Source organism: Bacillus sp. GS3m_15504 (assembly GCF_055825275.1).
Genome location: NZ_JBVVNL010000006.1, coordinates 30,511 through 53,184 on the forward strand (window position 1 = coordinate 30,511; position 22,674 = coordinate 53,184).

A 22,674-nucleotide genomic window follows, 5' to 3' on the forward strand; every position below is an offset into this window, starting at 1 on the left:
TTATGGTGTGTCGGGTGAAGATTTTTTTGACCGATTTTTGAAATGCCATCGTAGTGAATGGAATACAAATAAAATCGGGATATAAGCGTATACAATATATAAGCCAGCTTGAGATAGGACTGTGTTTAATGTGTTGATACCTTCACGGTTTGTGAAAAACAAGGATGAAATAAATATAGCAGCGATAAAAAATGGTAATGTAATTTTAAATGGTATATGAAAAGACTTTTTACTAATGCAACAAGAAGACCAAATTGTTAAACAAATATTAGGTAAAATAATAAGATACCATAGGAAAATAATAATGTACTCAAACCTTTGGATAAAAGGAACTTTAATGATTTTTAGCATCGTTAATGTTGGCCAAATTGTATGATGGAGTTGCCCTGGGCTATAGTACATAAGGGAAACGATGGCTAGTATTACGTATAGAATTGTCGTAAAAGCAATACCACCATGTGCCCATTTATTTAACGATTTTCCTTTTTTAATAAATGGATAAAAAACAAGGATTGCTTCAAATCCAAGAAATTCTAATGCAGATGCTTTGGCTGAAGTTAGAATTTCTAAAGGTGAATGATTTAGAATTGGGAAAATGTTACGGACATGTGCATATTTCATCGGAAAAACTAAGAATAACAGGACGAAAATCGGTATGATAACGCCCCAAAAACAAATTCCAGTTACAGAACGAAAACCGCCCCTAATTATGTAATAAGCTACAAGTAAAAATAGTAAAGTTAATTTCCACGGTTTAATTGTAGGAAAGACCCAAACTTGAATAACTTCAATATACGTACGAAGAACAGTAAGGCAAAATAATAAAAGGTATGCGGCAAAGCATATGGAAAAAATTTTTCCAATCCATTTTCCGAAACATGTCGTATGAATATTCATTAAATCATTATCTTTTTCTAACATTTTAAGCATACAAAATAAAACGATATGAGTTGCAATACCGGCGATAATAAGAGAAATCCAAGCATCATAACCGGCAAATTGCGCAATTATCCTTTGGTATCCCAACACTCCTACTCCAATTTGAAGGGAGTGTAATAGAAGGAATGTGAAATAAGGGGAAACAGTATGTGTTTTATCTTGTCCAGCCATGATAGCACCTCACTATTCGCCGATACCAGATTGTACGACATTAATTTTTACATTAACAGCAATGTCTACGTTAGGATACATATCTTGAATTTGTTTCATGCTCCATTTTCTTGAATGACTACGAATTTCTTCACGTATTCCTATTGGATCGATTTTATTTTCTTGGAATTGTTTTATTAATTCGTTTAAATCCTTTTCAAGCATTTTTTCTATATGTCTTTTTACGTAAGTTACATTTTTACCCTTTGATAAATCAAGCCAGCTAGGGGCATTTTTTACAAGTCCATTTAACTTTAAGTGTATGTTAACTTTCGGAATATCACCGTTTGACGAAAGAGAGCATACACTATTTCCAGATAAGTTTTGAGTAGCAATTACTCCTTTATGTTTACCTTGACGTATCGGAACTTCGTAACGTCCATTTTTCGTTGGATTAATGAGTAATTTAAATAAAAAAGACCTTTTCCTATCCGTATACATAGCGACTTTATCTTTTTTTAAAAAAGCGAGCCCTTTAATAGAAGCAGATTTGTCTTCTGATACTTGAATGTAAGGAAGAAATGGATCACATCCAGATGAATAGAAGTTATATAAAAAAATATTTAAAGCTGTCCGAGGGATTGTCTCGGTTTTTATATTTTGTTCCAGTAATTCAGATAGATATAGAGATCCATTTGTTCTCACATGTTTCAGTAATTCTTCTGATGAACCATCTACAAGTGCTAGTTGTACATCACGGCCAATGTTAGGATCACGTTGTAAGTTGTTAATAACATCCCCAAGTCCATGTTCGCCAAATGCTTTTCCAAATAGGACAACACGCATTTGACCTACAGCAATCGTATGTGGAGATTTGGCGTTTAGAAGGGAAGAGATTGTTTCAATTGTACCTGCATGAGTGGATTGAGTTTCGGGTTTAGATTGTACGCCTTTTGTGTAATCCGGATATAAAATTGTTCCGCGAAATTTTTTGTTTTTTGTTATATCGAATCCACCTACGTGAATCATTCGCTGTGTATCAACTATATGAGCTTCTGTACAACCAGATTGGAAAATTAAAATGATAATGAAAAAGCATAAAAAAATATTTTTCATTTTTCCTCACCGTCACGTTTTTCTTTCGCTTTGTTTGGATCATAGCGCCATTTCTTTTTGGGCCTTAAAAAAGAAGCGCGTTCAGCAGTTTGACTAAATGGAAGACGAAGGAGTCCTTCAGCTGTACCTAAACCGCGAAATGGGTATAAAGGTAATAAATAAGGTGATCCAAGTGATTTTAAGTGAATTAAATGAGCTAATATGAATACAAATCCGACGATAAGACCTACACCACCAAATGCTCCAGCTAAAATGATGAGAGGGAATCGTAATATCCGGATTGTAGAAGACATTTTTACTGTCGGTGTTGTAAAAGAGGCTAGTGCAGACAACGCAACAGCAATTAATAAGATGGTGCTCGTTAAAGCAGCTTCAACAGATGCTTGCCCAATTACAATTCCACCAACAATACCAATCGTTTGGCCGACTTTAGTCGGTAAACGGGCCCCAGCTTCGCGCAGTAATTCGATTGTAATTTCTAAAAAAAGTGCCTCTAAAACAGGTGGAAATGGTACATTGGCTCGGGAATAAATAATCGGTCCAAGTAAATCAGCTGGAATCATTTGATAGTGATACGTTAATACAGCTGTATAAATAGCTGATGAAAATAAAGAGAATGCTGCTCCGAAAAAGCGAACTAATCTAAGAAATGAGCCAGCTATCCATGGTAAATAATAATCTTCTGGAGAGACGAAGAAATCGAGTAATGTCGCTGGTCCAGCTAATGCATAGGGTGAACCGTCTGTTAAAATGACAACTCCTCCATTCAGTAATGCATAAACGGAGCGATCTAAACGCTCTGTAGGTAGTAAAACAGGGAAGGGAGAGTTGCTATTATCACTAATAAGCTGTTCAACTAGAGTTGCATCAAAAGGGTAATCAAAATCAATATCTTGTAGACGTTGCATTGCGGTGTTAATATGCTGTTCATTTGTAATTCCTTCGATGTAAGCAACTACGATTTTGGTTTTTGACATAGAACCAATGCTAACTTCCTTGAAAATTAATTGCTCGGTTACGATATTTCGGCGTAATAAATGTATATTTATATCAACATTTTCAACAAAACCAACTTTAGGGCCAATAACACTATATTCATTTTCTGTGTCATTTACTAAACGAGTTCCTAAAACGGTACTCTCGGCGCGTAGAAGTGCATACGCTGCTTGCCCTGAACCTTTTTTTAGTTGTAATAATACGTATCCACCTAATAATTTCTCACGAATATCATCAATGGACGGATTGATGAGGATGTCTTCAATAGATACGACATTTAAGATGTCATCAATATGTTGAATCTCGTCTAATTTATTTTTTATAGGTGCTAAAATGAATCGCTTAATAATAAGTGATTCTACTGTAGATTTATAATAAAACAAACATAATGTCCCATCTTCTATAATGTTATAAGAAGAAAAGTCGCTTGATTTTTTCATCGCATGGATAAAATCTGGAATAGAACAGAAGGTTTGTTTTTTCTTTTTAGATGATAAATGAAACATTTTCCCACCCCCTAACGTATATCATTTACTTGTGTTAGTTTTTGGGAAAGACGGGAATTTATACTTAAAAATTGAAAGTTCATAAACAAAAGGAAGAGTATAAAAAACTCTTCCTTTTGTTGTATTAATTTGTTTTCTTTTCTTTAATCGACTTTACTAATTTAATCATTTCAGCTCGTATATCTTCTTTTTTTACATTTAATTTTTCGGCAATTTGTTTCATATCCATTCCGTCTTTTTTCATTTTTAGCACATCATCAAGGGGAGTATTACTTTTTTGAGAGATGATTGTTAATACCGTGAGCTGACGTAAACCGATATTATATTCTTTCATTTTTTGCTTTAGTCCGTCTGGTGTTGATTTTTGCATATTTGCTAATTGTTGCAGTAGTGCTTTTTTTGTTTCTTTATTCATATGATGCTTTTTCAACTTACTTGGATCTACCCCGAAATGCTCGGCTGTTTTCTCCCAAGAATTATTTTGCTTATAGTAAGCTAAAACGTCTTTTATTTCTTTTTTACTCATTTTTGCAATGTGGGCAGCTTTCCAAATTTCATGTTTGTTATAGCCGAGTTTTTCGAGCGACTGCATTTCTTCTTCTGAAATTGGTTTATGATGATGCAATGTTACTTCTTTTGGCGTAGCAGCGGAAGCAGGGAAGGTAGATATCCCGCATAATAATGCTGCCATAGTCATACTTACTACGATTTTTTTGTACATGTAAACTCCTCCTAGATGGATAATGTGGAAAACTTTACACATATCATTTCCATAAAATATGAAATACTTGTGAACAAATCAAGTTTTTTTATTCACAGTATGAACTGAAGTTTTTGGAAGTTTTCCAACATAAAACATTGATTAATAGTAAAAAACTAAGGTATAATCGAAATTGAAAATCAATATCAATAATAAATGTATACATATAGATAAAAATAAGGGAGAGAAAAATATGACTACATATACTTCCATCGCAAATGTAATTAAAGAAAGACGTTCTGTTCGTACATTTACAGATAAAGCAGTAGACAAAGAGTTATTAATTGAACTATTAAACGACGCAACATGGGCACCGAATCATAAACACCGTGAACCATGGAATTGTAAATTATACATTGGAGAAGGCCGTCAGAAATTAGTAGACGCAGTATTAAATTCTTTCACAGAAGAAGAAAGAGCAAAACGCGGTAAAATTTTATCGGATCGTTTCTTAAGCACACCTGCACAAATTGTTGTATATATAAATGAAGATCCACGTCAAATTCAACGTGATGAAGATTACGCTGCAACATGTGCATTTATGCAAAACTTCCAACTTCTTGCTTGGGAACGTGGATTAGGTTGTGTTTGGAAATCAGGCGGATTAAACTACAATCCACTATTTATAGAAGGACTCGGTTTAACTAGAGGTCAACGCATCGTTGGAATTCTTCACCTTGGCTATTTTGATAAAGCACCAGAAGGAAAAGCTCGTACGCCAATTACGGAGAAGATGGAGATTATTGAAGGTTAATAGATGAGACATTCTCGTTTTTTATGAGGGTGTCTTTTTATTATGCAATCAATCCTCATGAAAGCTTGTTCTCAATCATACACTTTCTTAAGGGAAAGTGTAAGGAGGGAAAATAATGAGAGCAAGTGACGATAAAGCACTGCAATATGCGATAGCGGAAATTACGGAAATTGCGACTGGATTTGGGCTTGATTTTTATCCGATGCGTTATGAAATATGTCCAGCGGAAATTATTTATACATTTGGTGCATATGGGATGCCGACGCGTTTTTCACATTGGAGTTTTGGAAAACAGTTTTTCAGAATGAAATTACAATACGATTTAGGTCTTAGCAAAATATACGAACTCGTTATTAACTCTGATCCATGTTATGCCTTTTTATTAGATACGAACTCGTTAATTCAAAATAAATTAATCGTAGCACACGTGTTAGCGCACTGTGATTTCTTTAAAAATAACATTCGTTTTTCAAATACGAAGCGAGATATGGTAGAAAGTATGTCAGCAACAGCTGAACGGGTGAAAGCATATGAGCATAAGTACGGAAAAGAAGAGGTAGAAACATTTTTAGATGCCGTACTTGCTATTCAAGAGCATATTGATCCGTCGCTTATGCGTCCAAAACTTGCGTGGAGTATTGATGATTTAGAAGAGGAAGAAGTAGAAAAGAAAAAGGCATCGCAATACGATGATTTATGGAATTTAGATAATCGAAATAAAAAACAGGAACGCTCCAATGTACGTAAAAAGAAGAAAATCCCACCGCAACCAGAAAAAGATTTACTCCTCTTTATTGAAGAATATAGCCGTGAGTTAGAAGATTGGCAGCGAGACATATTAACGATGATGCGTGAAGAAATGTTATATTTCTGGCCGCAGCTTGAAACAAAGATCATGAACGAAGGCTGGGCGTCCTTCTGGCATCAACGTATACTTCGTGAAATGGACTTAACATCTGATGAAGCAATTGAATTTGCGAAATTAAATGCAGGCGTTGTACAGCCATCAAAAACGAGCATTAATCCATACTACCTCGGTATTAAAATGTTTGAAGATATTGAAGAACGTTACAACAACCCGACAGAAGAAATGAAGCGACGAGGTGTCAAACCAGGATCTGGTCGAGACAAAATCTTTGAAGTACGCGAAATCGAATGGGACGTATCGTTTTTAAGAAACTACTTAAATAAAGATCTCGTAATGAGAGAAGATATGTACTTATTCCAGCGCCAAGGAAAAGAATATAAAGTAATAGATAAAGAGTGGGAACATGTACGTGATCAGCTCGTAAATATGCGTACAAATGGTGGCTTCCCGTACTTAGTAGTAGAAGACGGAGACTACTTAAAGAACGGAGAATTGTATATTAAACATAGTTACGAAGGAATCGAGCTCGATTTAAAATACTTAGAAAAGGTATTACCATATCTGCATCAACTGTGGGGAAGAACAGTGCATATGGAGTCGATTGTGGAGAGTAAGGGTGTTGTGTTTTCTTATGATGGGAAGATGGTGCATCGGAAGTATGTGTGAAGGAAAGAACGGACATAGAATGCTATGTCCGTTCTTTTTTATTTGGAACAAAGTCAAATATGCTATTCTTGAAAAAGGGAGTTACATAGAGAAATGGAGAGATTCAAATGAGCAAAGTAGGGGTATGCAAGGTGGATATTACGCCGCCTATAGGTATTGATTTTGTCGGATACCATAGAGAAACAGGAATAAATAATATTGAAGAACATATTTATGGGACGGTTTTTGTATTTGAAAAAGATGAAATGAAAACTGTGTTTATAAGTATTGATAATATTGGAATGTTAGTAGAAGATACGAATATGATTCGCGAGCGAGTAGCAAGTAGGCTTCATGTTCCATTTGAGCGAATAACAGTTGTTTATACACATACACACTCTGGTCCCGAAACTGTTGGTGAGCAACCTTTAGTAAGGTCGTATAAAACGATTTTAGTAAATACTGTGGTGCAAGGTGCTGTTACTGCGAATAACAACTTGAAGCAATGTGAAGTGGGCTGGGGTGTTACGGCAGGTGATATTGGAGTAAACCGAAGAGAGAGAACATCTGATGGAAGAGCAAAGATGGGAACAAATATAGGGGGTGTTGTAGATAAACGAATTGGGATGTTAGCGATAAGGGATGCTAAAACGAGGGGTTTATCTGGAATTATAGTATTTTGTACTGCACATCCGAATGTTTTAAAAGGTGATAGTGATGTATTATCAGCAGATTATCCGGGAATGACGAGAGAGATTCTTGAGAAAATTGTAAACTGTCCTGTTATTATTGTGCAAGGTGCTGCTGGAAATGTGAATGCGAAATATCGCGGTTCAAGAGAAGCATTAAAGAAAATGGCTTACACACTTAGTGGACATGTATTAACGATGTTGCCAACAGTTACATACAGCCCAATTGTAAATGTAAGAACAGTTTCGAGTACGATGCAAATGAAGTTGAAAGATATTCCTGAAATGAATGAGATACGAAGCATGGCTCAATTAGCTGAGAAACAGTGGGGTGTGAATACGGATGAATGGCTTACTATCGTTTTAGAGAAATATAAGCAAGGTATTCGGCAGTTACGTATTGATTTAGAAGTGCAACTGTTTCAAATTAATGATGGTATATTCTCTGGTATACCGATGGAACCTTTTTCAGAGACTGCGTTAGAAATGAAAGAGAGTCTTCAAAATGAACTAGCTTTCTTTGGTGGATATACGAACGGATATATTGGTTACTTACCAACGAAGGAAGAATTCGCATATGGTGGATATGAAGTGGAATTAAGCCCTGTAGTGTATGGACCGGTTACGAATTTATTGATGCCACTGGAGGAAAATACTGCGGAGCTGATTGTGAAGAAGGTTACGGGTTTATGTAATAAAGTGAACCTTTAATGAGACAGATTTTTGAACGCAGAGTAAAGAATATGATAATTGTGTGATTTTGTTAAGTCAACGTAATTAATAATGATTATCATTATTAATTACGTTGACTTCTAAAAAAAGAAAAACTAGAATTTATAAAGGGATCTTCAATTGTTTGCTATCATTTGTATAGGAGGTAAGTTATGTTGGATAGCTTTATTTCTATAAGATGTAGGTTGGCTCTTTATAGTTTTGGTGTTCTTTTTATCTTTTTTTGTACAGTATTTTTGCTGAATCAGAAGGTGTATGCAGAAGATATATCGTGGACATCAGTTTCAAATGAGGGAGAACGTGTACTTTTTCAAGAACAATCTTTGTATAGTAATGATCGAAGGGGAGAAGATCTTGTTTCACCTTCATTTGAAGGGCGTAAACATGGTGGGGAAGAGTCGGAGCCTTTTCGGAAATCGAATAACAGACAATGTGTTTAATAATCTTAAAAAATGGTCTGAATAAATATAATAAGCTTTTATGGATTTTATGTTGTGTATTGGTCATCATCATAATGTCTAGTTCTATAGCAAATAATGAAAAGAAGTTTAGTAAGGTTGTTAATTCTGTAACTTTTCATGTGAAAAATAAAGAAAAACAGCCAATAAAAGATTTTGAAATTATACTTATGAAAGACGAATCACCTCAGCCCAGTAGAGAAATTGGGATCTCAATAGGGAAAACAGACGAAGAAGGAAAAGTTATTTGGAGGAATGTGAGAACGGGAAAATATATCGTATTTTTGCCAAATAAAGAGACGCAGATGGTTATGATTAATGACAGAGATGAAACGAAAAAAATAAACATATCATTGTAGAAAACGAATACGTTGGGATCCGTTTTTTCAGGTTGTGACATTAAAGAATTTTACGTGGAATGGATCTATCCTTATGTGAAGAAGCTATTGATTTTGAAAATTTAAATACAGGTGTATTTCAGTTATTAAAAACGTGTATTTATACATTGGTTTAGTCGTACAGAGAGTTATAGAACTATACGTAAAAGAACTTGGAGATATCTAAGTTCTTTTTTATCTTGCTATTTACCGGGCAGTAAGCCCCCACCTCAAAATTCAGCGGAAGCACAGAAGTTAGGTGGGGGATCAACTGTCCGTAAAAGCCCGATTGGTGAGGGCTGATTAAAGTTTCACTTTATTTGTTTCAAATTTGTGAAAAAAAGACATATTAATTGAAATTAAATTTTTTATAATTTATTATATACCCATACAGGTATAGGTTTTTCGTATGTGATACATGAGAAAATTAAATAATAAATAATATGGAGGTTTAAAATATGTCCAGAAAAATAGTTGTAGTAGGCGGAGTTGCCGGTGGAGCCTCAGTAGCTGCAAGGCTTCGTCGATTAAGTGAAGAAGATGAAATTATTATGGTGGAGCGCGGTGAGTATATTTCATTCGCAAATTGTGGATTACCATACTATATTGGCGGTGTCATTACAGAAAGACAAAAGTTATTAGTACAAACTGTTGAAAGAATGTCGAAGCGTTTTAATTTGGATATACGTGTATTGAGTGAAGTAGTAAAGATTAATAAAGAAGAAAAAACAATTACGATAAAGAATGTAACGACAAATGAAACATATAACGAGGCATACGATGTGTTAATTCTTTCACCAGGGGCAAAACCAATTGTTCCATCTATTCCAGGGATTGAAGAAGCGAAAGCACTGTTTACGTTACGAAATGTACCGGATACTGATCGTATTAAAGCGTATATTGATGAGAAGAAACCACGTCATGCGACGGTGATTGGTGGCGGATTTATTGGAGTGGAAATGGTTGAAAACTTAAGAGAACGAGGAATTGATGTTACTCTCGTAGAGATGGCGAATCAAGTAATGCCACCAATCGATTATGAAATGGCAGCATATGTGCATGAGCATATGAAAAATCACGATGTTGAGCTTGTTTTTGAAGATGGTGTAGATGCGTTAGAAGAGAGCGGGGCTGTTGTACGTTTAAAAAGTGGCTCAGTTATACAAACAGATATGCTTATTTTAGCAATTGGTGTACAACCAGAGAGTAGTTTAGCGAAGGGTGCAGGGTTAGCACTAGGAGTTAGAGGAACGATAAAGGTAAATGAGAAATTTCAAACGTCTGACCCACATATATATGCCATTGGTGATGCGATTGAAGTAAAAGATTTTGTTACTGAAACAGAAACGATGATTCCTTTAGCGTGGCCGGCTAATCGTCAAGGTCGTATGTTAGCAGATATTATTCATGGTCATACGGATTCTTTATATAAAGGTACGCTCGGAACTTCTGTAGCTAAAGTTTTTGATCTAACAGTTGCTACGACTGGAGTAAATGAGAAAATATTAAAACGATTAAATATACCCTATGAGGTAGTACATGTGCAGGCAAATTCTCATGCGGGATACTACCCGAATGCTACGCCAGTGCTAATAAAATTAATTTTTAATAAAGATAGCGGAAAAATTTATGGAGCACAGGCGTTAGGACGTGACGGTGTAGATAAGCGTATGGATGTTATCGCAACGGCAATAAAAGCAAATTTAACTGTACTTGATTTGCCAGATTTAGAATTATCATATGCCCCGCCATATTCTTCTGCAAAAGACCCAGTAAACATGGTAGGGTATGCAGCAAGTAATATAGTAGATGGTTTTGTGGACACAGTACAATGGCATGAGATAGATCGTATTGTTGAAAATGGTGGATATCTTATTGATGTTCGAGAGCCTAATGAACTAAAGCAAGGAATGATTAAAGGCTCTATTAATATTCCGTTAGATGAATTACGTGATCGTTTGGATGAAGTGCCAGTAGATAAAGATATATATATTACTTGCCAACTCGGTATGAGAGGGTATGTTGCAGCACGCATGTTAATGGAAAAAGGATATAAGGTAAAGAATGTAGATGGTGGTTTTAAATTGTATGGGACAGTATTACCAGAACGTATTGCATATTGATATTTTTTCATCTTCCATTTCAAAATTTGGTGGAAGATGAAAGCCTATAGATGAAGGTTTCGCTTTGTGTTTTGTGAATGTATAAAATAAAATTTTAAAATAGGGGTTTACAAAATACCCTACAGGGTATAATATATTGTCATAAGTTATAAATAGTGACATAATGGTAATGAGGTGATTATACAATGGAATATAATCAAGATATGAAAAATAGATTGAAACGTATTGAAGGTCAAGTTCGTGGCGTGCTTCGTATGATGGAAGAAGGAAAAGATTGCCGAGAGGTTATTACACAGTTAACGGCATCTCGTTCTGCACTTGATCGTACAATTGGCCTCGTTGTTGGAACAAATTTAGAGCAATGTTTACGTGAACAGTTTGAAAGTGGTAATGGTTCAAATGAAGAATTAATTAAAGAAGCTGTTCAATTACTTGTAAAAAGCCGATAATCTGTCAAACGTAAGTGTTGACAGATTTTCAAAAACATTTTATTATACCCCTACAGGTATATGTATATAAGTTGTGGAGGAATCGACTATGAGTATAAAAGTGGATATGAGTTTAGATTGCAAAGGTTTGGCTTGTCCGATGCCGATTGTGAAAACGAAGAAGGCGATAGAAGGATTAGCATCAGGGCAAGTGATTGAAGTTAAGGCAACAGATAAAGGGTCTACTGTAGATATAAAAAGTTGGGCCAATAAAGTAGGGCATCAATATATCGGTACAAAACACGAGGGCGATATTTTGATGCATTACGTTAGAAAAGCACATGAGCATGAAGTGAATGAAGTTGTGAAATATCCTCATACAATTACGAATACAGAGTTGGAAGAGATATTAGTAAGTGGTGAAGAGTGTACTGTATTAGATGTTCGTGAAGCAGCGGAATTCGCTTTTGGTCATATTCCATCTGCTACTTCGATGCCGTTAGGTGAACTAGAAAGTCTAGTCTTAGATAAGACGAAGAAAATTTATGTTGTTTGCCGAACTGGTAATCGCAGTGATGTAGCTTGCCAAATGTTGAAAGAGAAAGGTTATACAAATGTGAAAAATGTTATTCCCGGTATGATAGAGTGGCAAGGGAATATAGAGAATTAAATTTTTTTAAATAAAAATATACCTCAGGGGGTAAGAAGATGGAAGTTAAATCATTACAAGCAAAAGATGTTGCAGAGAAAGTTTTATTCGGAGAGTTGTTTATTTTAGATGTTCGTAATGAGACGGATTATGAAGATTGGAAAATTGAAGGGAAACAAATCTCATCTATAAATAAACCGTATTTTGATTTGTTAGATGGTGTAGATTATATTGTAAGTGAATTACCTAAAGATAAAGATGTTTTAGTAGTATGTGCAAAAGAAGGGTCTTCTATATTTGTGGCAGAGCAATTAACAGAGGCTGGATTAGAAAATATTTATTATTTAGCTGGTGGTATGAAGGCTTGGAGTGAATATGTAAAGCCTATAAAAGTTGGAGATTTAAAAAATGGCGGAAGTATGTACCAGTTTAACCGCCTTGGAAAAGGCTGTTTATCTTATATGGTCGTTTCAAACGGTGAAGCAGCAGTTATTGATGCAATAAGAACAGTTGAAGCGTATGAACAATTTGCGAAAGAGAATGACGTTACGATTACGAATGTAATGGATACACATTTACATGCAGACCATATTTCTGGAGGACGTAAGTTAGCGGAAAAAGTAGGGGGTACGTATTGGTTACCGCCAAAAGATGCGGAGGAAGTTGTTTTCTCATATGAACCGCTCGTTGAAGGATCTGTTATTACGGTGGGGGGTACTAAAATTGAAATTGATGCATTATACTCACCGGGGCATACGATTGGAAGTACGTCATTTATTGTAGATGATTCCTATTTATTATCAGGCGATATTTTATTTGTAGATTCCATCGGGCGTCCAGATCTTGCTGGGAAGGCTGAAGATTGGGTAAGTGATTTACGTAATACTTTATATAGCCGATATAAAGAACTATCTCAAAGTTTAATTGTGTTACCGGCTCATTATTCAAAAATAAGTGAAATGGACGAAAGTGGTATTGTTAGTGCAAAATTAAAAGATTTATTTGAGCATAATGCAGGATTAAATATTGAGGATGAGGGAGAGTTCCGTAAAGTTGTAACAGAAAACTTACCACCTCAGCCAAATGCATATGAAGAAATCCGTCAAACGAATATGGGTAAAATTCACCCGAGTGTGGATGAAGAGCGTGAAATGGAGATTGGTCCAAATCGCTGTGCAGTTCACAAATAAATAAATAAATAAATAAACGAATGAATGAAAAATGGAGGAATAGATGATGAATGTAAAACAAGTATTAGATGCGAAAGATTTAGCATGTCCAATGCCGATTGTAAGAACGAAGAAGGCAATGGAAGCATTACAATCGGGGGAAGTATTAGAAGTACACGTAACAGATAAAGGTGCGATTAAAGATATTCCAGCATGGTCACAAAAAGGCGGTCATGAAGTGTTAAAACACACGGAAGAAGATGGTGAATTAAAGTTCTGGATCAAGAAAGCATAGCATCTCAATAATAGGCGGAGGAGCACATCATCTGCTTATTATTGAAAGTAAAGAGGATAATCATATATGTTCTATATAGTTATACCCCTAATAGTATTGGTACTGGGAAGTTTAGTAAAACGTTACATTCCCGTTTTAAATGTTGCATATATTTCGTTAGAACAAGTAAGGAAAATTGAAAGTGTTATTGTAGATGTACGAAATTATACAGAGAGCGACAGTGATAACAATTCTAGAATTATGTGTATACCATATGCGTATTTAAAACGGTATTATCATGAAATACCAAATAAGCCTTTGCATCTTATTGTTCATAATAAAGTGGATCGGAATTTAAGTATACGCTTTTTAAGAAAGAAGGGGTTCCATATTCAAAGTTATAGTATGTATTTGGATAGGAAAAAAGTATAGAAGGAGTTTGAATAGCTTTATGGATGTGAAGACAATATTGAATATAGTCTTAATTGTACTTGTATCGTGGTTTATTATTTCTCGCTTCTTACCAGTTAGAGGAGTAAAAAATATTTCAGGGAAAGAATTAAAACGTATGATGGGGCAAAAGAATAAACAATTTATTGATGTGCGAACAGCTGGTGAGTATAGAGGGAACAATATTAAAGGGTTTCGGAATATCCCATTAAATGAACTAGCTAATAAGGCGCAACAATTAGATAAACAGAAAGAAGTTATTGTTCTTTGTCAAAGCGGAATGAGAAGTAAACAAGCAGCGAAAATGTTAAAAAAATTAGGATTTCAGCATGTTATCAATGTTTCAGGCGGGATGAATGGTTTGTGAGGAGGAAATGTAAAATGAAAGAAATGACAGCAAAAGAATTAGAAGAAAAATTGTTACGTAAAGAAGCGGTAAATATCGTAGACGTACGTGAAGTAGAAGAAGTAGCTGAAGGGAAAATCCCAGAAGCGTGTAACATTCCACTAGGACTGTTAGAATTTCGTATGCATGAGTTGGATAAAAAGAAAGAGTATATTATCGTTTGTCGTTCTGGCGGAAGAAGTGCAAGGGCAGTTCAGTTTTTAGAAGGTTACGGTTTTCGAGTGATTAATATGGTAGGTGGTATGTTAGCGTGGGAAGGTAAAGTAGAATAGGGCGAGACGATTTTTTATAAAAATAAAAATACCCCTATAGGTAATTGGAGGGAGAACAACATGGAACAACAGAAGAAAACAACAATCGTTTTATTTAGCGGAGATTATGATAAAGCGATGGCTGCTTATATTATTGCAAATGGTGCAGCTGCTTATGATCAAGAGGTAACTATTTTTCATACTTTCTGGGGATTAAATGCTTTAAGGAAAGATGAACATGTAGAGGTAAAGAAAACTTTCATAGAAAAAGTGTTTGGAAAGATGATGCCACGCGGCGCTGATAAGATGGGATTATCAAAAATGAATTTTGCAGGTATGGGACCAAAGATGATTAAAGGTATTATGAAAAAACATAATGCGATGCCATTACCAGATTTAATTGATTTGGCGAAAGAACAGGGGATCAAACTTGTAGCTTGTCAAATGACAGTAGATTTATTAGGGTTAAAAGAGGAAGAGATTATGGAAGGGGTAGAGTTTGCAGGAGTAGGAGCTTATTTAGCAGATGCTTCGGATGGGAATGTGAACTTATTCATTTAAATCACCTTCTTTTTAGAAGGCGGGGGATATAAGATGAGTTTAGTCGTATTACTTTTTATAATTGGGTTTATAGGATCGTTTATATCAGGAATGGTTGGAATTGGCGGTGCGATTATTAATTATCCGATGATTTTATACATTCCGGTATTACTAGGATTTACTGGCTATACTGCACATGAAGTGAGTGGTATTACAGCGGTGCAAGTATTCTTTGCAACTTTTGCAGGGGCATGGGCTTATCGGAAAAGTAATGATATGGATAAAACGCTCGTTGTGTATATGGGAGCTAGTATATTAATAGGAAGTTTTATAGGTAGTTTTGGTGCTAATGCATTAGAGGAACATACGGTCAATGTTGTTTATGCAGCGTTAGCAACAATTGCTGCTATTATGATGTTCGTACCGAAACGAAATAATGGTGATGAACTGAAATATAATAAATGGTTAGCAAGCTTGTTAGCGTTTATTGTAGGTGGAGCATCAGGTATTATAGGTGCTGGAGGTTCGTTCCTTTTAGTTCCAATTATGCTAGTCATTTTAAAATTGCCAATACGTAGAACAATAGCAACATCTATTGCTATTACGTTTATTTCCTCAGTAGGGATTACAACTGGAAAAGTAATAACTGGGCAAGTAGTTGTAATGCCAGCTCTTATTATTGCGATTGCAAGTATCTTTGCTGCGCCGCTTGGAGCGCGAGTTGGGAAAAGGATCAATCAAAAAGCACTACAATATATGTTATCGATTTTGATTGTAGGAACTGCTGTTAAAATGTGGATTGATATGATATCGAAATAAAAGGATGGTGCTGCTTGCAGCCCATCCTTTTATTTATGCCCAAATCACTTTCATTAAGTTTTTGTATTCGTCATTTGCTAATTTATATAGCATTCTCGTATGTTCAAAGACAAGCGCTGGATTAAAGTTTGGTTCTGAGAATGCAAGAGATGTTGAAATATCAATTGCATTTTGCTTGTTTAATGTGAATTTTGCAAATCGATAAGATGTGTTTAATTCATTAATAACGTGCAAAATATCATTTGTTGCTGTTGCATCAGGTACGTGAGCAACATTGAAGCAGTATATATCTACAGTAGGATGTTCGTTTTGGAAAGCAGCGATAAGTTGAATTTTTGCGCCAGCTTCTGTCTCTAACCCTACTGAAAAATGAACAGAACCATCATTTTCATCTATATTTTCTTCCATGTATATATCGTTGGATTTTAAGTAGTCTTTAAAATCTGAGATGTTATGTTTTACTGCAGCTTTCATATGTATGAGCCCCCTGATAATTGGAATAGATTGCTACTATTTATTATAATTTAAAAATATTAAAAAAGATAGTTAGAAAGTTCTGATTTTTAATTGTGAAGAAATAAAAAGAAGCAGTACTCTACCTCCATAGAGAACTGCTTCTTTATTATTCATTGTCGTTAGACGATGTTTCTTTGTCTTCATTGCTATTTTTTGATTCATTGTTACTTGATTCGCGTTCACTTGAATTTTCAGACTTAGATTCTTTTGTTTTCTCTGTACTTGTTTTTTTCGAATCAGAGTCTGTTTTTGTATATGCAGGTAATCCAAGATGAGTACGAAGATCATTTGTAACTTTTGCTAATTCTTTTTTATCTGGGTTGTAGAAATATGTTCGGCCGCCACCAGCAGATTTGCTACATGTATCGTCGCCTTTTTCCATATAGCAGTCGTCACCTTGGATTTGTAATTTCTCAATTGAAGAATCCGCCCCATATTTATAGAATGAAAGCATATCATCAAATGTTAAGTTTGTAACGAATTGTCCGTTAATATCATCAATGATATTACCAACTTTTGTTACAGATCCAACGCTTGTTAGTTTCTCTAAAATTGCTTCAATAACGAGCTGTTGGCGTTGTCCACGCATTGCATCACTATCGATGTGGCGCGTTCTAGCAAGAGCAAGAGCTTCTTCACTATTTAGTTTTTGAACGCCTTTCTTCAGGTGAATTGCATCAGCGTTATCATTACTATCTTGTTCAGTAAATTCAACTGGTACATCAACTTCAATACCGCCTAAATCGTCGACAATTTTCATAAATGATTTGAAGTTAAACTTTACAAAGTAATCAACAGGAACATTTAGTAATTTTTCAACTGCATCAATACTCGCTTGTGGTCCACCATCTTTTCCGTTTTTAGTAGAACCATATGCATGAGCGTGTGTAATTTTATCTTTTTTCTTTTCCACTGGAATATACGTATATGTATCTCGTGGAATACTTAATAGTTTTACAGTTTTGCTATCTTTATTAAACGTTGCAAGCAATAGTGCGTCCGTTCTTATAGCTTCACCATATTCTTTTCCTCGGACATCGCTTTCATCAACACCCATTACTAAGACAGAGACATTGTTTGTAATAGGTTTTACAGCTTTATCACGTAAATCAGATTTATCACCGCGTGCTAAATCGTGTGCGGCATTTCGAACAGCAGAAGATGCTTTATTTACTAAAAACCAAGTATAACCGCCACCTACTATTAAAAAGAATAGAATAACGCTTATAATAATTTTTATTTTTTTCTTACTTTTTTTCGGTTTACTGCGTGTATTTTCTTGCAAAGATGGGTTTTGCTCCATTTCCTGTACTCCTTCATTTGGATTGAAATACGACACTCATATCCACTTATTATAATGAAATTTAGCGAAAAAAAACATTACAAAACATTTACATTTCGTAAAAATTCAATATATTTATAAAAAGTCAGATATTCTATATTATATTTTTCAGATGTAGAATAAGTATAAGTTGTTTTAGTAGAAATGAAAATATGTATTGTGAGAAAGTGATAGAGAAGTAAGATTTGTTGAAATATAGCCAAGAAGAAACGAGTAGGTTTACTTATTTCTTCTATATAATAAAGAAGAAATTTACGGATAAAGGAGAGAGCATAATGAATCATACATCATTCCGAGCAATTGTTGTGAACGAAACAGAAAGTAAGCAGTTTGTAAGAAACGTTGTAGCGAGAGAAGTAAGTAGTTTACCTGAAGGGGACGTATTCATACAGGTTCATTATTCCTCATTAAATTATAAAGATGCTCTTTCAGCCACAGGTAATAAAGGTGTTACGAGAATATATCCTCATACGCCAGGAATTGATGCAGCAGGAGTGGTTGTGAGTAGTAAAGATGCTACCATTAAGGCAGGAGATCAAGTCATTGTAACGGGATATGATTTAGGGATGAATACTTCTGGTGGTTTCGGAGAGTATATTCGCGTGCCGGCGTCTTGGATTGTTCCTTTACCAGAGGAAATGTCATTAAAAGAAAGTATGATGTACGGGACAGCAGGTTTTACAGCTGCTTTATCAGTATATAAGCTTATTGGAGCAGGTATAACGCCAAGTATGGGAGATGTACTAGTAACGGGTGCTACAGGGGGCGTAGGGAGTGTAGCTGTTAGTATTTTAAGTAAATTAGGATTTAACGTAGTAGGAGCGACAGGGAAAATGGAAGAGGAAGAGATGCTACTACGTCTAGGAGCGAAAAAAGTGATTCATCGCGCGGAATTGAATGATGAATCAGGAAGACCAATGCTTCAAGGAATATACGCTGGGGTTATCGATACTGTAGGTGGACATATGTTAGGAACAGCTTTAAAAACGGTAAAGTATGGTGGTTGTGTAACGACGTGCGGTAATGTGGCAGGACAGGAATTACAAACGACGGTATATCCGTTTATTTTGCGAGGTATAAGCCTGTTAGGAATAGATTCTGTGCAATGTCCAGTCGATGTGAGAAGAGATGTGTGGACGCTCTTAGCAAATGAATGGGGAAATAAAGAGTTACGATCTTATACAGAAGAATGTACATTAGAAGAGTTAGATGAAAAGTTTACACTTATATTGCAAGGAAGGTTAAAAGGAAGAACAGTTATAAATATGAAATGAAAAAAGAGACGCTTACATTAGCGTCTCTTTCCTATTATAATGATTGTTTTAAATTGATTTTACCTTGTTCACCTAAAACACCATCAGCAATATTTACAGCGTGATCACCAATACGCTCTAAGTTGCTTACCATATCAACGTAGATGATACTTGCATCACCTGAACAGCTACGTTCGTTTAGACGTAATACGTGACGTTTACGAAGAACACGTTCCATTTGGTCAATTTTACGTTCTTTTGCAATAACCGTTTGAGCTAGTTCAGTGTCGAAGTTTGTTAAAGCATTAATTGCATCTTGTAATGTTGAGATTGTTAACTCAAGCATTTCATTTAATTCAGCTAGTGCTTCGTTTGATAGGGAAACACGGTTTGAAATTTGGAAATCAACAAGTTCTACAAGGTTTTCTACATGATCACCGACACGTTCAATATCGCCAACAACACCTGCTAGAACTGAATGCTTCTCAGAGTCTGTTGGTGAAAGTGGCTTTTCTGATAGTAAAACTAAATACTCGGTAATTTTTTTATCTAAATTGTTAATAGCTCCTTCTAATTGAGTAGCCATGTCAGCGTGTTTTTTATCTTGTGTGTTTAAAAATTGGTTTGCTTCTTTTAATCCATGTAATGAAAACTCAGCCATACGAATAATCTCTTTTTGTGCTTCAGTTAAAGCGATAGCTGGAGATTGTTCAATAAAGATTGGATTTAAATGTTGCGGTTTGAAATCAATAGCAGCATCTTCCCCGCGAATAATTTTCGTTACAATCCATGCTAATACAGCGATGAATGGGAACTGAATAATTGTATTCGTTACGTTAAATGTTCCGTGTGCAAATGCAATTGTCATTTCTGGATTTAAGTTTAATGACGTTTGGAAGTATTGAATTAAATTTGTAAAAGGTATTAATAAAATTGTAAAGATGATTGTACCGACAATATTAAAGATAACGTGAACTAATGCTGCGCGTCTTGCAGCAATTGAAGTACCGATTGCTGCTAATACAGCTGTAATTGTTGTACCGATGTTATCACCAAATAATACAGGAAGGGCAGCTTGTAAATCGATTGCACCTTGACCGAATAGTTCTTGTAAAATACCGATTGTTGCACTTGAGCTTTGTACAATTAAAGTGAAGACTGTACCAACAACAATACCTAGAATTGGATTATCACTCATGCTAACCGTTAATTCTTGGAATGATTCTAAAGAGCGAAGAGGCTTCATACCTGTGCTCATTAGTTCTAAACCGAAGAATAACATACCAAAACCGAATATAACTTGACCTAAAGAATGTACTTTTTTATTTTTAAAGAAGAATAGTAAGATAGCTCCAACTGCCATAATTGGAAGAGCATATTCTCCGATTTTAATTCCGATAATAAATGCAGTAACTGTCGTTCCGATGTTCGCACCCATAATAACACCAATTGCTTGTCTTAATGTCATAAATCCGGCACTTACAAGTCCGACTGTTAAAGCGGTTGTTCCTGAACTTGATTGGATTAATACGGTAACTAACATACCTGCTAGTACACCCATCAGTGGGTTTGTTGTAAAGCGATCTAGAATATCGCGAAGACGATCTCCAGCTGCTTGTTGCAGTCCATCGCCCATGTATTTAATTCCGAATAAGAAAATACCTAATCCACCAATGAACTGGAAGATCATATCTTGAACATTGTATTCCACGCATTCCACTCCTTAAATTTCATGTACGATGTAATTATTAACTAAACCGTGAGCCACTGTAAACGATTTATCAGTAAAATTTACACTAAATTTACAAAGGGATAAAAAGTTTACAATTCTTTAAAGAAACAGCTGTATTTTATTGGTTTTTATCTTTTGTAAATCGTATTTTTGTAAAAAAATCACACTTTTTAGAAAAGTGATGTTCGGTTGAATATCAAAGAAAGTGTCTGCGAGTTCATCGTATATTTTTTGATGAAAGTTAAAAAAATATGTAGGGAAATGCATGTAGTTTTATAACGTCAAAAATACGTAAAAAAGCCACTGGAATTATCCAGCAGCTTTTTCCGTATTTTTATCACCATGCTTTTGTTTTTTTACACTTGTAATGTAAATGAACAGGAAAGCAATAAGTAGTAGAGAGGAATAACGATATACAGTTGCGTAGTTTGTAAAATGTGCAATGAATCCAAAAATAATCGCGCCAGCACCAATGCCAAGGTCAAATGCTGAGAAGAATGTAGCTGTTGCGACTCCTCGTCGGTGCGGTGCTACTCGGTCGATCATCCACGCTTGTAGTGCAGGTTGAATGGCTCCGAAACCACTTCCGTAGCATGCTGCTGCAATAATTAAGCTTGGAATGGTAGTTGTATACGATAATAAAATAATCCCTGCAAACGTAATAATAACTCCTGGAATAATTACGAATGAATGACCTTTCGCATCATATAGCTTTCCGGAAAATGGACGAGTAACAGCGATTGCAAGTGCATTAAATAAGAAGAAGAGGCTTATATCAGCAATGCCGACTTCCGTAGCAAATAACGTAATAAAGCTTCCGATTCCCCCGTACATTAATGTAATACATAATATTAATAATGAAGGAAGTAAAGCTTTGCGCTCAATAAATCCATCGAGAAAGGTACCAGATGTTTGCTTTGGTGGTTGTGGTGATTTTTTAATTTGAAGTAGTTTCGTTAATATTAATGAAACAATTGTACAGGAAAGTGCACATAAAAAAAGAATCGTGAAGTTATATGTTTGCATAAGCCAAAGTCCGATAAGTGGGCCGAGCGCCATTGCAATCGTTCCAGAAAGGCCGAAATATCCCATGCCCTCACCGCGGCGAGCTTGCGGAATTAAATCGGAAACGACAGTTCCATATGTAGTCGTTGTAATACCAAAACCGGCTCCGTGTAAAATTCGAACGGCAAGCAATAGGAAAACCGTTGAAGCGAAAAGATAACTACCCATAGCGAGTAAACAAATAGCAGTGCCAATCATTAAAATGATTTTTTTGCTGAATTTTTGTAAGGCATTTCCAGTTAGCGGTCTAACAAAAAGTGCCGCAACAGTAAACATACCGACAACAAATCCAATATTGGAACTTGTACCTCCAATTTCTTTCACATAAACAGGTAAAGTCGGAATTAACATTTGAAATCCTAAAAACATACATAAGTTTGCTAGAATTAGCGCGACAAATTCTTTCGTCCATAACGGTTCTCGTTTTACGAGTATTGCTTCTCCCATATATTCATCCCCTATATAAAAATTTCTCTTTTCTTTCGAGTATATGTATTGGCCAATGTAACAGTCAAGGAAGGTGCCTTGAAAACGTACAACAATTTTCGAGGTAAAAAACTGACAAATTTGTGGAAAGACTACACAACTATGAAAAAAAGATGTAAAGTATAGATGTATAGACTGGTAGTTGTTATGAATGATAGAAATTGTTTTTTCTTTAACGAAA

General features: G+C 35.3%; 23 protein-coding genes and 1 pseudogene. 16 read left to right on the forward strand and 8 right to left on the reverse strand.

Annotated features, from left to right (window positions below):
• The 4 genes from AC0L0O_RS26355 to AC0L0O_RS26370 all read right to left on the reverse strand — a co-directional run bounded on the left by AC0L0O_RS26355 (window position 1) and on the right by AC0L0O_RS26370 (window position 4,428).
• Window positions 1-1,110: a GerAB/ArcD/ProY family transporter gene (locus tag AC0L0O_RS26355; protein ID WP_000918577.1), complete on the reverse strand. Its 1,110-nt coding sequence runs from the start codon at window positions 1,108-1,110 to the stop codon at window positions 1-3.
• A gap of 12 nt (window positions 1,111-1,122) precedes the next feature.
• Window positions 1,123-2,205: a spore germination protein GerYC gene (gene gerYC, locus AC0L0O_RS26360; protein ID WP_000789227.1), complete on the reverse strand. Its 1,083-nt coding sequence runs from the start codon at window positions 2,203-2,205 to the stop codon at window positions 1,123-1,125.
• Entirely contained in the window at window positions 2,202-3,707 is a 1,506-nt protein-coding gene (gerYA, locus tag AC0L0O_RS26365; protein ID WP_000468881.1) for a spore germination protein GerYA, read from the reverse strand. The genes gerYC and gerYA overlap by 4 nt, the downstream gene beginning before the upstream one ends.
• 124 nt (window positions 3,708-3,831) lie before the next feature.
• Window positions 3,832-4,428 (reverse strand): hypothetical protein, encoded by a 597-nt coding sequence (locus AC0L0O_RS26370; RefSeq protein WP_000277035.1) that lies wholly within the window; start codon window positions 4,426-4,428, stop codon window positions 3,832-3,834.
• A gap of 232 nt (window positions 4,429-4,660) precedes the next feature.
• Here AC0L0O_RS26370 and AC0L0O_RS26375 point away from each other — a divergent pair, with 232 nt between their 5' ends.
• The 15 genes and pseudogenes from AC0L0O_RS26375 to AC0L0O_RS26445 all read left to right on the forward strand — a co-directional run bounded on the left by AC0L0O_RS26375 (window position 4,661) and on the right by AC0L0O_RS26445 (window position 16,099).
• Window positions 4,661-5,221, forward strand: a complete 561-nt coding sequence (locus AC0L0O_RS26375; RefSeq protein WP_000214810.1) for a nitroreductase family protein — start codon at window positions 4,661-4,663, stop codon at window positions 5,219-5,221.
• Window positions 5,222-5,336: 115 nt separating this feature from the next.
• Window positions 5,337-6,755 (forward strand): stage V sporulation protein SpoVR, encoded by a 1,419-nt coding sequence (gene spoVR, locus AC0L0O_RS26380; RefSeq protein ID WP_001202710.1) that lies wholly within the window; start codon window positions 5,337-5,339, stop codon window positions 6,753-6,755.
• A 107-nt stretch (window positions 6,756-6,862) separates the two neighbouring features.
• The gene (locus AC0L0O_RS26385) at window positions 6,863-8,134 is read left to right on the forward strand and encodes a neutral/alkaline non-lysosomal ceramidase N-terminal domain-containing protein (RefSeq protein ID WP_473786183.1); all 1,272 of its coding nucleotides are present in this window, start codon (window positions 6,863-6,865) and stop codon (window positions 8,132-8,134) included.
• Window positions 8,135-8,307: 173 nt separating this feature from the next.
• Window positions 8,308-8,553: pseudogene (locus AC0L0O_RS26390) on the forward strand (trypsin-like serine peptidase); the annotation flags it as partial.
• A 32-nt stretch (window positions 8,554-8,585) separates the two neighbouring features.
• Window positions 8,586-8,972 (forward strand): DUF2606 family protein, encoded by a 387-nt coding sequence (locus AC0L0O_RS26395; protein ID WP_000335658.1) that lies wholly within the window; start codon window positions 8,586-8,588, stop codon window positions 8,970-8,972.
• Between the two features lie 476 nt (window positions 8,973-9,448).
• On the forward strand, window positions 9,449-11,113 hold the full coding sequence (gene cdr / locus AC0L0O_RS26400) for a CoA-disulfide reductase (protein WP_473786184.1): 1,665 nt from the start codon (window positions 9,449-9,451) through the stop codon (window positions 11,111-11,113).
• Between the two features lie 185 nt (window positions 11,114-11,298).
• On the forward strand, window positions 11,299-11,562 hold the full coding sequence (locus tag AC0L0O_RS26405; protein ID WP_000456206.1) for a metal-sensitive transcriptional regulator: 264 nt from the start codon (window positions 11,299-11,301) through the stop codon (window positions 11,560-11,562).
• A gap of 88 nt (window positions 11,563-11,650) precedes the next feature.
• Entirely contained in the window at window positions 11,651-12,211 is a 561-nt protein-coding gene (locus AC0L0O_RS26410; RefSeq protein ID WP_042511707.1) for a sulfurtransferase TusA family protein, read from the forward strand.
• A 38-nt stretch (window positions 12,212-12,249) separates the two neighbouring features.
• Window positions 12,250-13,380, forward strand: a complete 1,131-nt coding sequence (locus AC0L0O_RS26415) for an MBL fold metallo-hydrolase (protein ID WP_473786185.1) — start codon at window positions 12,250-12,252, stop codon at window positions 13,378-13,380.
• A 43-nt stretch (window positions 13,381-13,423) separates the two neighbouring features.
• A complete protein-coding gene (locus AC0L0O_RS26420) occupies window positions 13,424-13,654 on the forward strand; it encodes a sulfurtransferase TusA family protein (protein ID WP_003293150.1) in 231 nt (76 codons plus the stop codon).
• 66 nt (window positions 13,655-13,720) lie between these two features.
• The gene (locus tag AC0L0O_RS26425; RefSeq protein WP_000499413.1) at window positions 13,721-14,065 is read left to right on the forward strand and encodes a hypothetical protein; all 345 of its coding nucleotides are present in this window, start codon (window positions 13,721-13,723) and stop codon (window positions 14,063-14,065) included.
• Between the two features lie 25 nt (window positions 14,066-14,090).
• Entirely contained in the window at window positions 14,091-14,450 is a 360-nt protein-coding gene (locus AC0L0O_RS26430; RefSeq protein WP_101195892.1) for a rhodanese-like domain-containing protein, read from the forward strand.
• A 14-nt stretch (window positions 14,451-14,464) separates the two neighbouring features.
• Window positions 14,465-14,761, forward strand: coding sequence for a rhodanese-like domain-containing protein (locus AC0L0O_RS26435; RefSeq protein WP_000661795.1), 297 nt, complete (start codon window positions 14,465-14,467; stop codon window positions 14,759-14,761).
• A 60-nt stretch (window positions 14,762-14,821) separates the two neighbouring features.
• Complete coding sequence (locus tag AC0L0O_RS26440; protein WP_000437722.1) at window positions 14,822-15,301, forward strand: DsrE/DsrF/DrsH-like family protein; 480 nt, start codon at window positions 14,822-14,824, stop codon at window positions 15,299-15,301.
• Window positions 15,302-15,334: 33 nt separating this feature from the next.
• On the forward strand, window positions 15,335-16,099 hold the full coding sequence (locus AC0L0O_RS26445; protein ID WP_000060724.1) for a sulfite exporter TauE/SafE family protein: 765 nt from the start codon (window positions 15,335-15,337) through the stop codon (window positions 16,097-16,099).
• Between the two features lie 33 nt (window positions 16,100-16,132).
• On the opposite strand, the gene AC0L0O_RS26450 is transcribed toward AC0L0O_RS26445, so the two are convergent.
• Together AC0L0O_RS26450 and AC0L0O_RS26455 are read right to left on the reverse strand one after the other, a co-directional pair.
• Window positions 16,133-16,573 carry a hypothetical protein gene (locus tag AC0L0O_RS26450; RefSeq protein ID WP_000642359.1) on the reverse strand — a complete coding sequence of 147 codons (441 nt, stop codon included), beginning with the start codon at window positions 16,571-16,573 and terminating at the stop codon, window positions 16,133-16,135.
• Between the two features lie 148 nt (window positions 16,574-16,721).
• Window positions 16,722-17,918, reverse strand: coding sequence for an LCP family protein (locus AC0L0O_RS26455; RefSeq protein ID WP_000437416.1), 1,197 nt, complete (start codon window positions 17,916-17,918; stop codon window positions 16,722-16,724).
• 314 nt (window positions 17,919-18,232) lie between these two features.
• Between AC0L0O_RS26455 and AC0L0O_RS26460 the strand changes: the two genes are divergently transcribed.
• Window positions 18,233-19,231, forward strand: coding sequence for a YhdH/YhfP family quinone oxidoreductase (locus AC0L0O_RS26460; protein ID WP_001016984.1), 999 nt, complete (start codon window positions 18,233-18,235; stop codon window positions 19,229-19,231).
• A gap of 34 nt (window positions 19,232-19,265) precedes the next feature.
• On the opposite strand, the gene AC0L0O_RS26465 is transcribed toward AC0L0O_RS26460, so the two are convergent.
• Both AC0L0O_RS26465 and AC0L0O_RS26470 read right to left on the reverse strand, forming a co-directional pair.
• Entirely contained in the window at window positions 19,266-20,921 is a 1,656-nt protein-coding gene (locus tag AC0L0O_RS26465; protein ID WP_000456255.1) for a Na/Pi cotransporter family protein, read from the reverse strand.
• Between the two features lie 330 nt (window positions 20,922-21,251).
• The gene (locus tag AC0L0O_RS26470) at window positions 21,252-22,454 is read right to left on the reverse strand and encodes an MFS transporter (RefSeq protein WP_000503261.1); all 1,203 of its coding nucleotides are present in this window, start codon (window positions 22,452-22,454) and stop codon (window positions 21,252-21,254) included.
• Window positions 22,455-22,674 lie beyond the last annotated feature (220 nt).

Excerpts from the sequence above, each read along its gene's own strand:
- AC0L0O_RS26355 (WP_000918577.1), bottom strand. The coding sequence starts at position 1,110 with ATGGCTGGACAAGATAAAACACATACTGTTTCCCCTTATTTCACATTC.
- gerYC (WP_000789227.1), bottom strand. The coding sequence starts at position 2,205 with ATGAAAAATATTTTTTTATGCTTTTTCATTATCATTTTAATTTTCCAA.
- gerYA (WP_000468881.1), bottom strand. The coding sequence starts at position 3,707 with ATGTTTCATTTATCATCTAAAAAGAAAAAACAAACCTTCTGTTCTATT.
- AC0L0O_RS26370 (WP_000277035.1), bottom strand. The coding sequence starts at position 4,428 with ATGTACAAAAAAATCGTAGTAAGTATGACTATGGCAGCATTATTATGC.
- AC0L0O_RS26375 (WP_000214810.1), top strand. The coding sequence starts at position 4,661 with ATGACTACATATACTTCCATCGCAAATGTAATTAAAGAAAGACGTTCT.
- spoVR (WP_001202710.1), top strand. The coding sequence starts at position 5,337 with ATGAGAGCAAGTGACGATAAAGCACTGCAATATGCGATAGCGGAAATT.
- AC0L0O_RS26385 (WP_473786183.1), top strand. The coding sequence starts at position 6,863 with ATGAGCAAAGTAGGGGTATGCAAGGTGGATATTACGCCGCCTATAGGT.
- AC0L0O_RS26395 (WP_000335658.1), top strand. The coding sequence starts at position 8,586 with ATGTGTTTAATAATCTTAAAAAATGGTCTGAATAAATATAATAAGCTT.
- cdr (WP_473786184.1), top strand. The coding sequence starts at position 9,449 with ATGTCCAGAAAAATAGTTGTAGTAGGCGGAGTTGCCGGTGGAGCCTCA.
- AC0L0O_RS26405 (WP_000456206.1), top strand. The coding sequence starts at position 11,299 with ATGGAATATAATCAAGATATGAAAAATAGATTGAAACGTATTGAAGGT.
- AC0L0O_RS26410 (WP_042511707.1), top strand. The coding sequence starts at position 11,651 with ATGAGTATAAAAGTGGATATGAGTTTAGATTGCAAAGGTTTGGCTTGT.
- AC0L0O_RS26415 (WP_473786185.1), top strand. The coding sequence starts at position 12,250 with ATGGAAGTTAAATCATTACAAGCAAAAGATGTTGCAGAGAAAGTTTTA.
- AC0L0O_RS26420 (WP_003293150.1), top strand. The coding sequence starts at position 13,424 with ATGATGAATGTAAAACAAGTATTAGATGCGAAAGATTTAGCATGTCCA.
- AC0L0O_RS26425 (WP_000499413.1), top strand. The coding sequence starts at position 13,721 with ATGTTCTATATAGTTATACCCCTAATAGTATTGGTACTGGGAAGTTTA.
- AC0L0O_RS26435 (WP_000661795.1), top strand. The coding sequence starts at position 14,465 with ATGAAAGAAATGACAGCAAAAGAATTAGAAGAAAAATTGTTACGTAAA.
- AC0L0O_RS26440 (WP_000437722.1), top strand. The coding sequence starts at position 14,822 with ATGGAACAACAGAAGAAAACAACAATCGTTTTATTTAGCGGAGATTAT.
- AC0L0O_RS26445 (WP_000060724.1), top strand. The coding sequence starts at position 15,335 with ATGAGTTTAGTCGTATTACTTTTTATAATTGGGTTTATAGGATCGTTT.
- AC0L0O_RS26450 (WP_000642359.1), bottom strand. The coding sequence starts at position 16,573 with ATGAAAGCTGCAGTAAAACATAACATCTCAGATTTTAAAGACTACTTA.
- AC0L0O_RS26455 (WP_000437416.1), bottom strand. The coding sequence starts at position 17,918 with ATGGAGCAAAACCCATCTTTGCAAGAAAATACACGCAGTAAACCGAAA.
- AC0L0O_RS26460 (WP_001016984.1), top strand. The coding sequence starts at position 18,233 with ATGAATCATACATCATTCCGAGCAATTGTTGTGAACGAAACAGAAAGT.
- AC0L0O_RS26470 (WP_000503261.1), bottom strand. The coding sequence starts at position 22,454 with ATGGGAGAAGCAATACTCGTAAAACGAGAACCGTTATGGACGAAAGAA.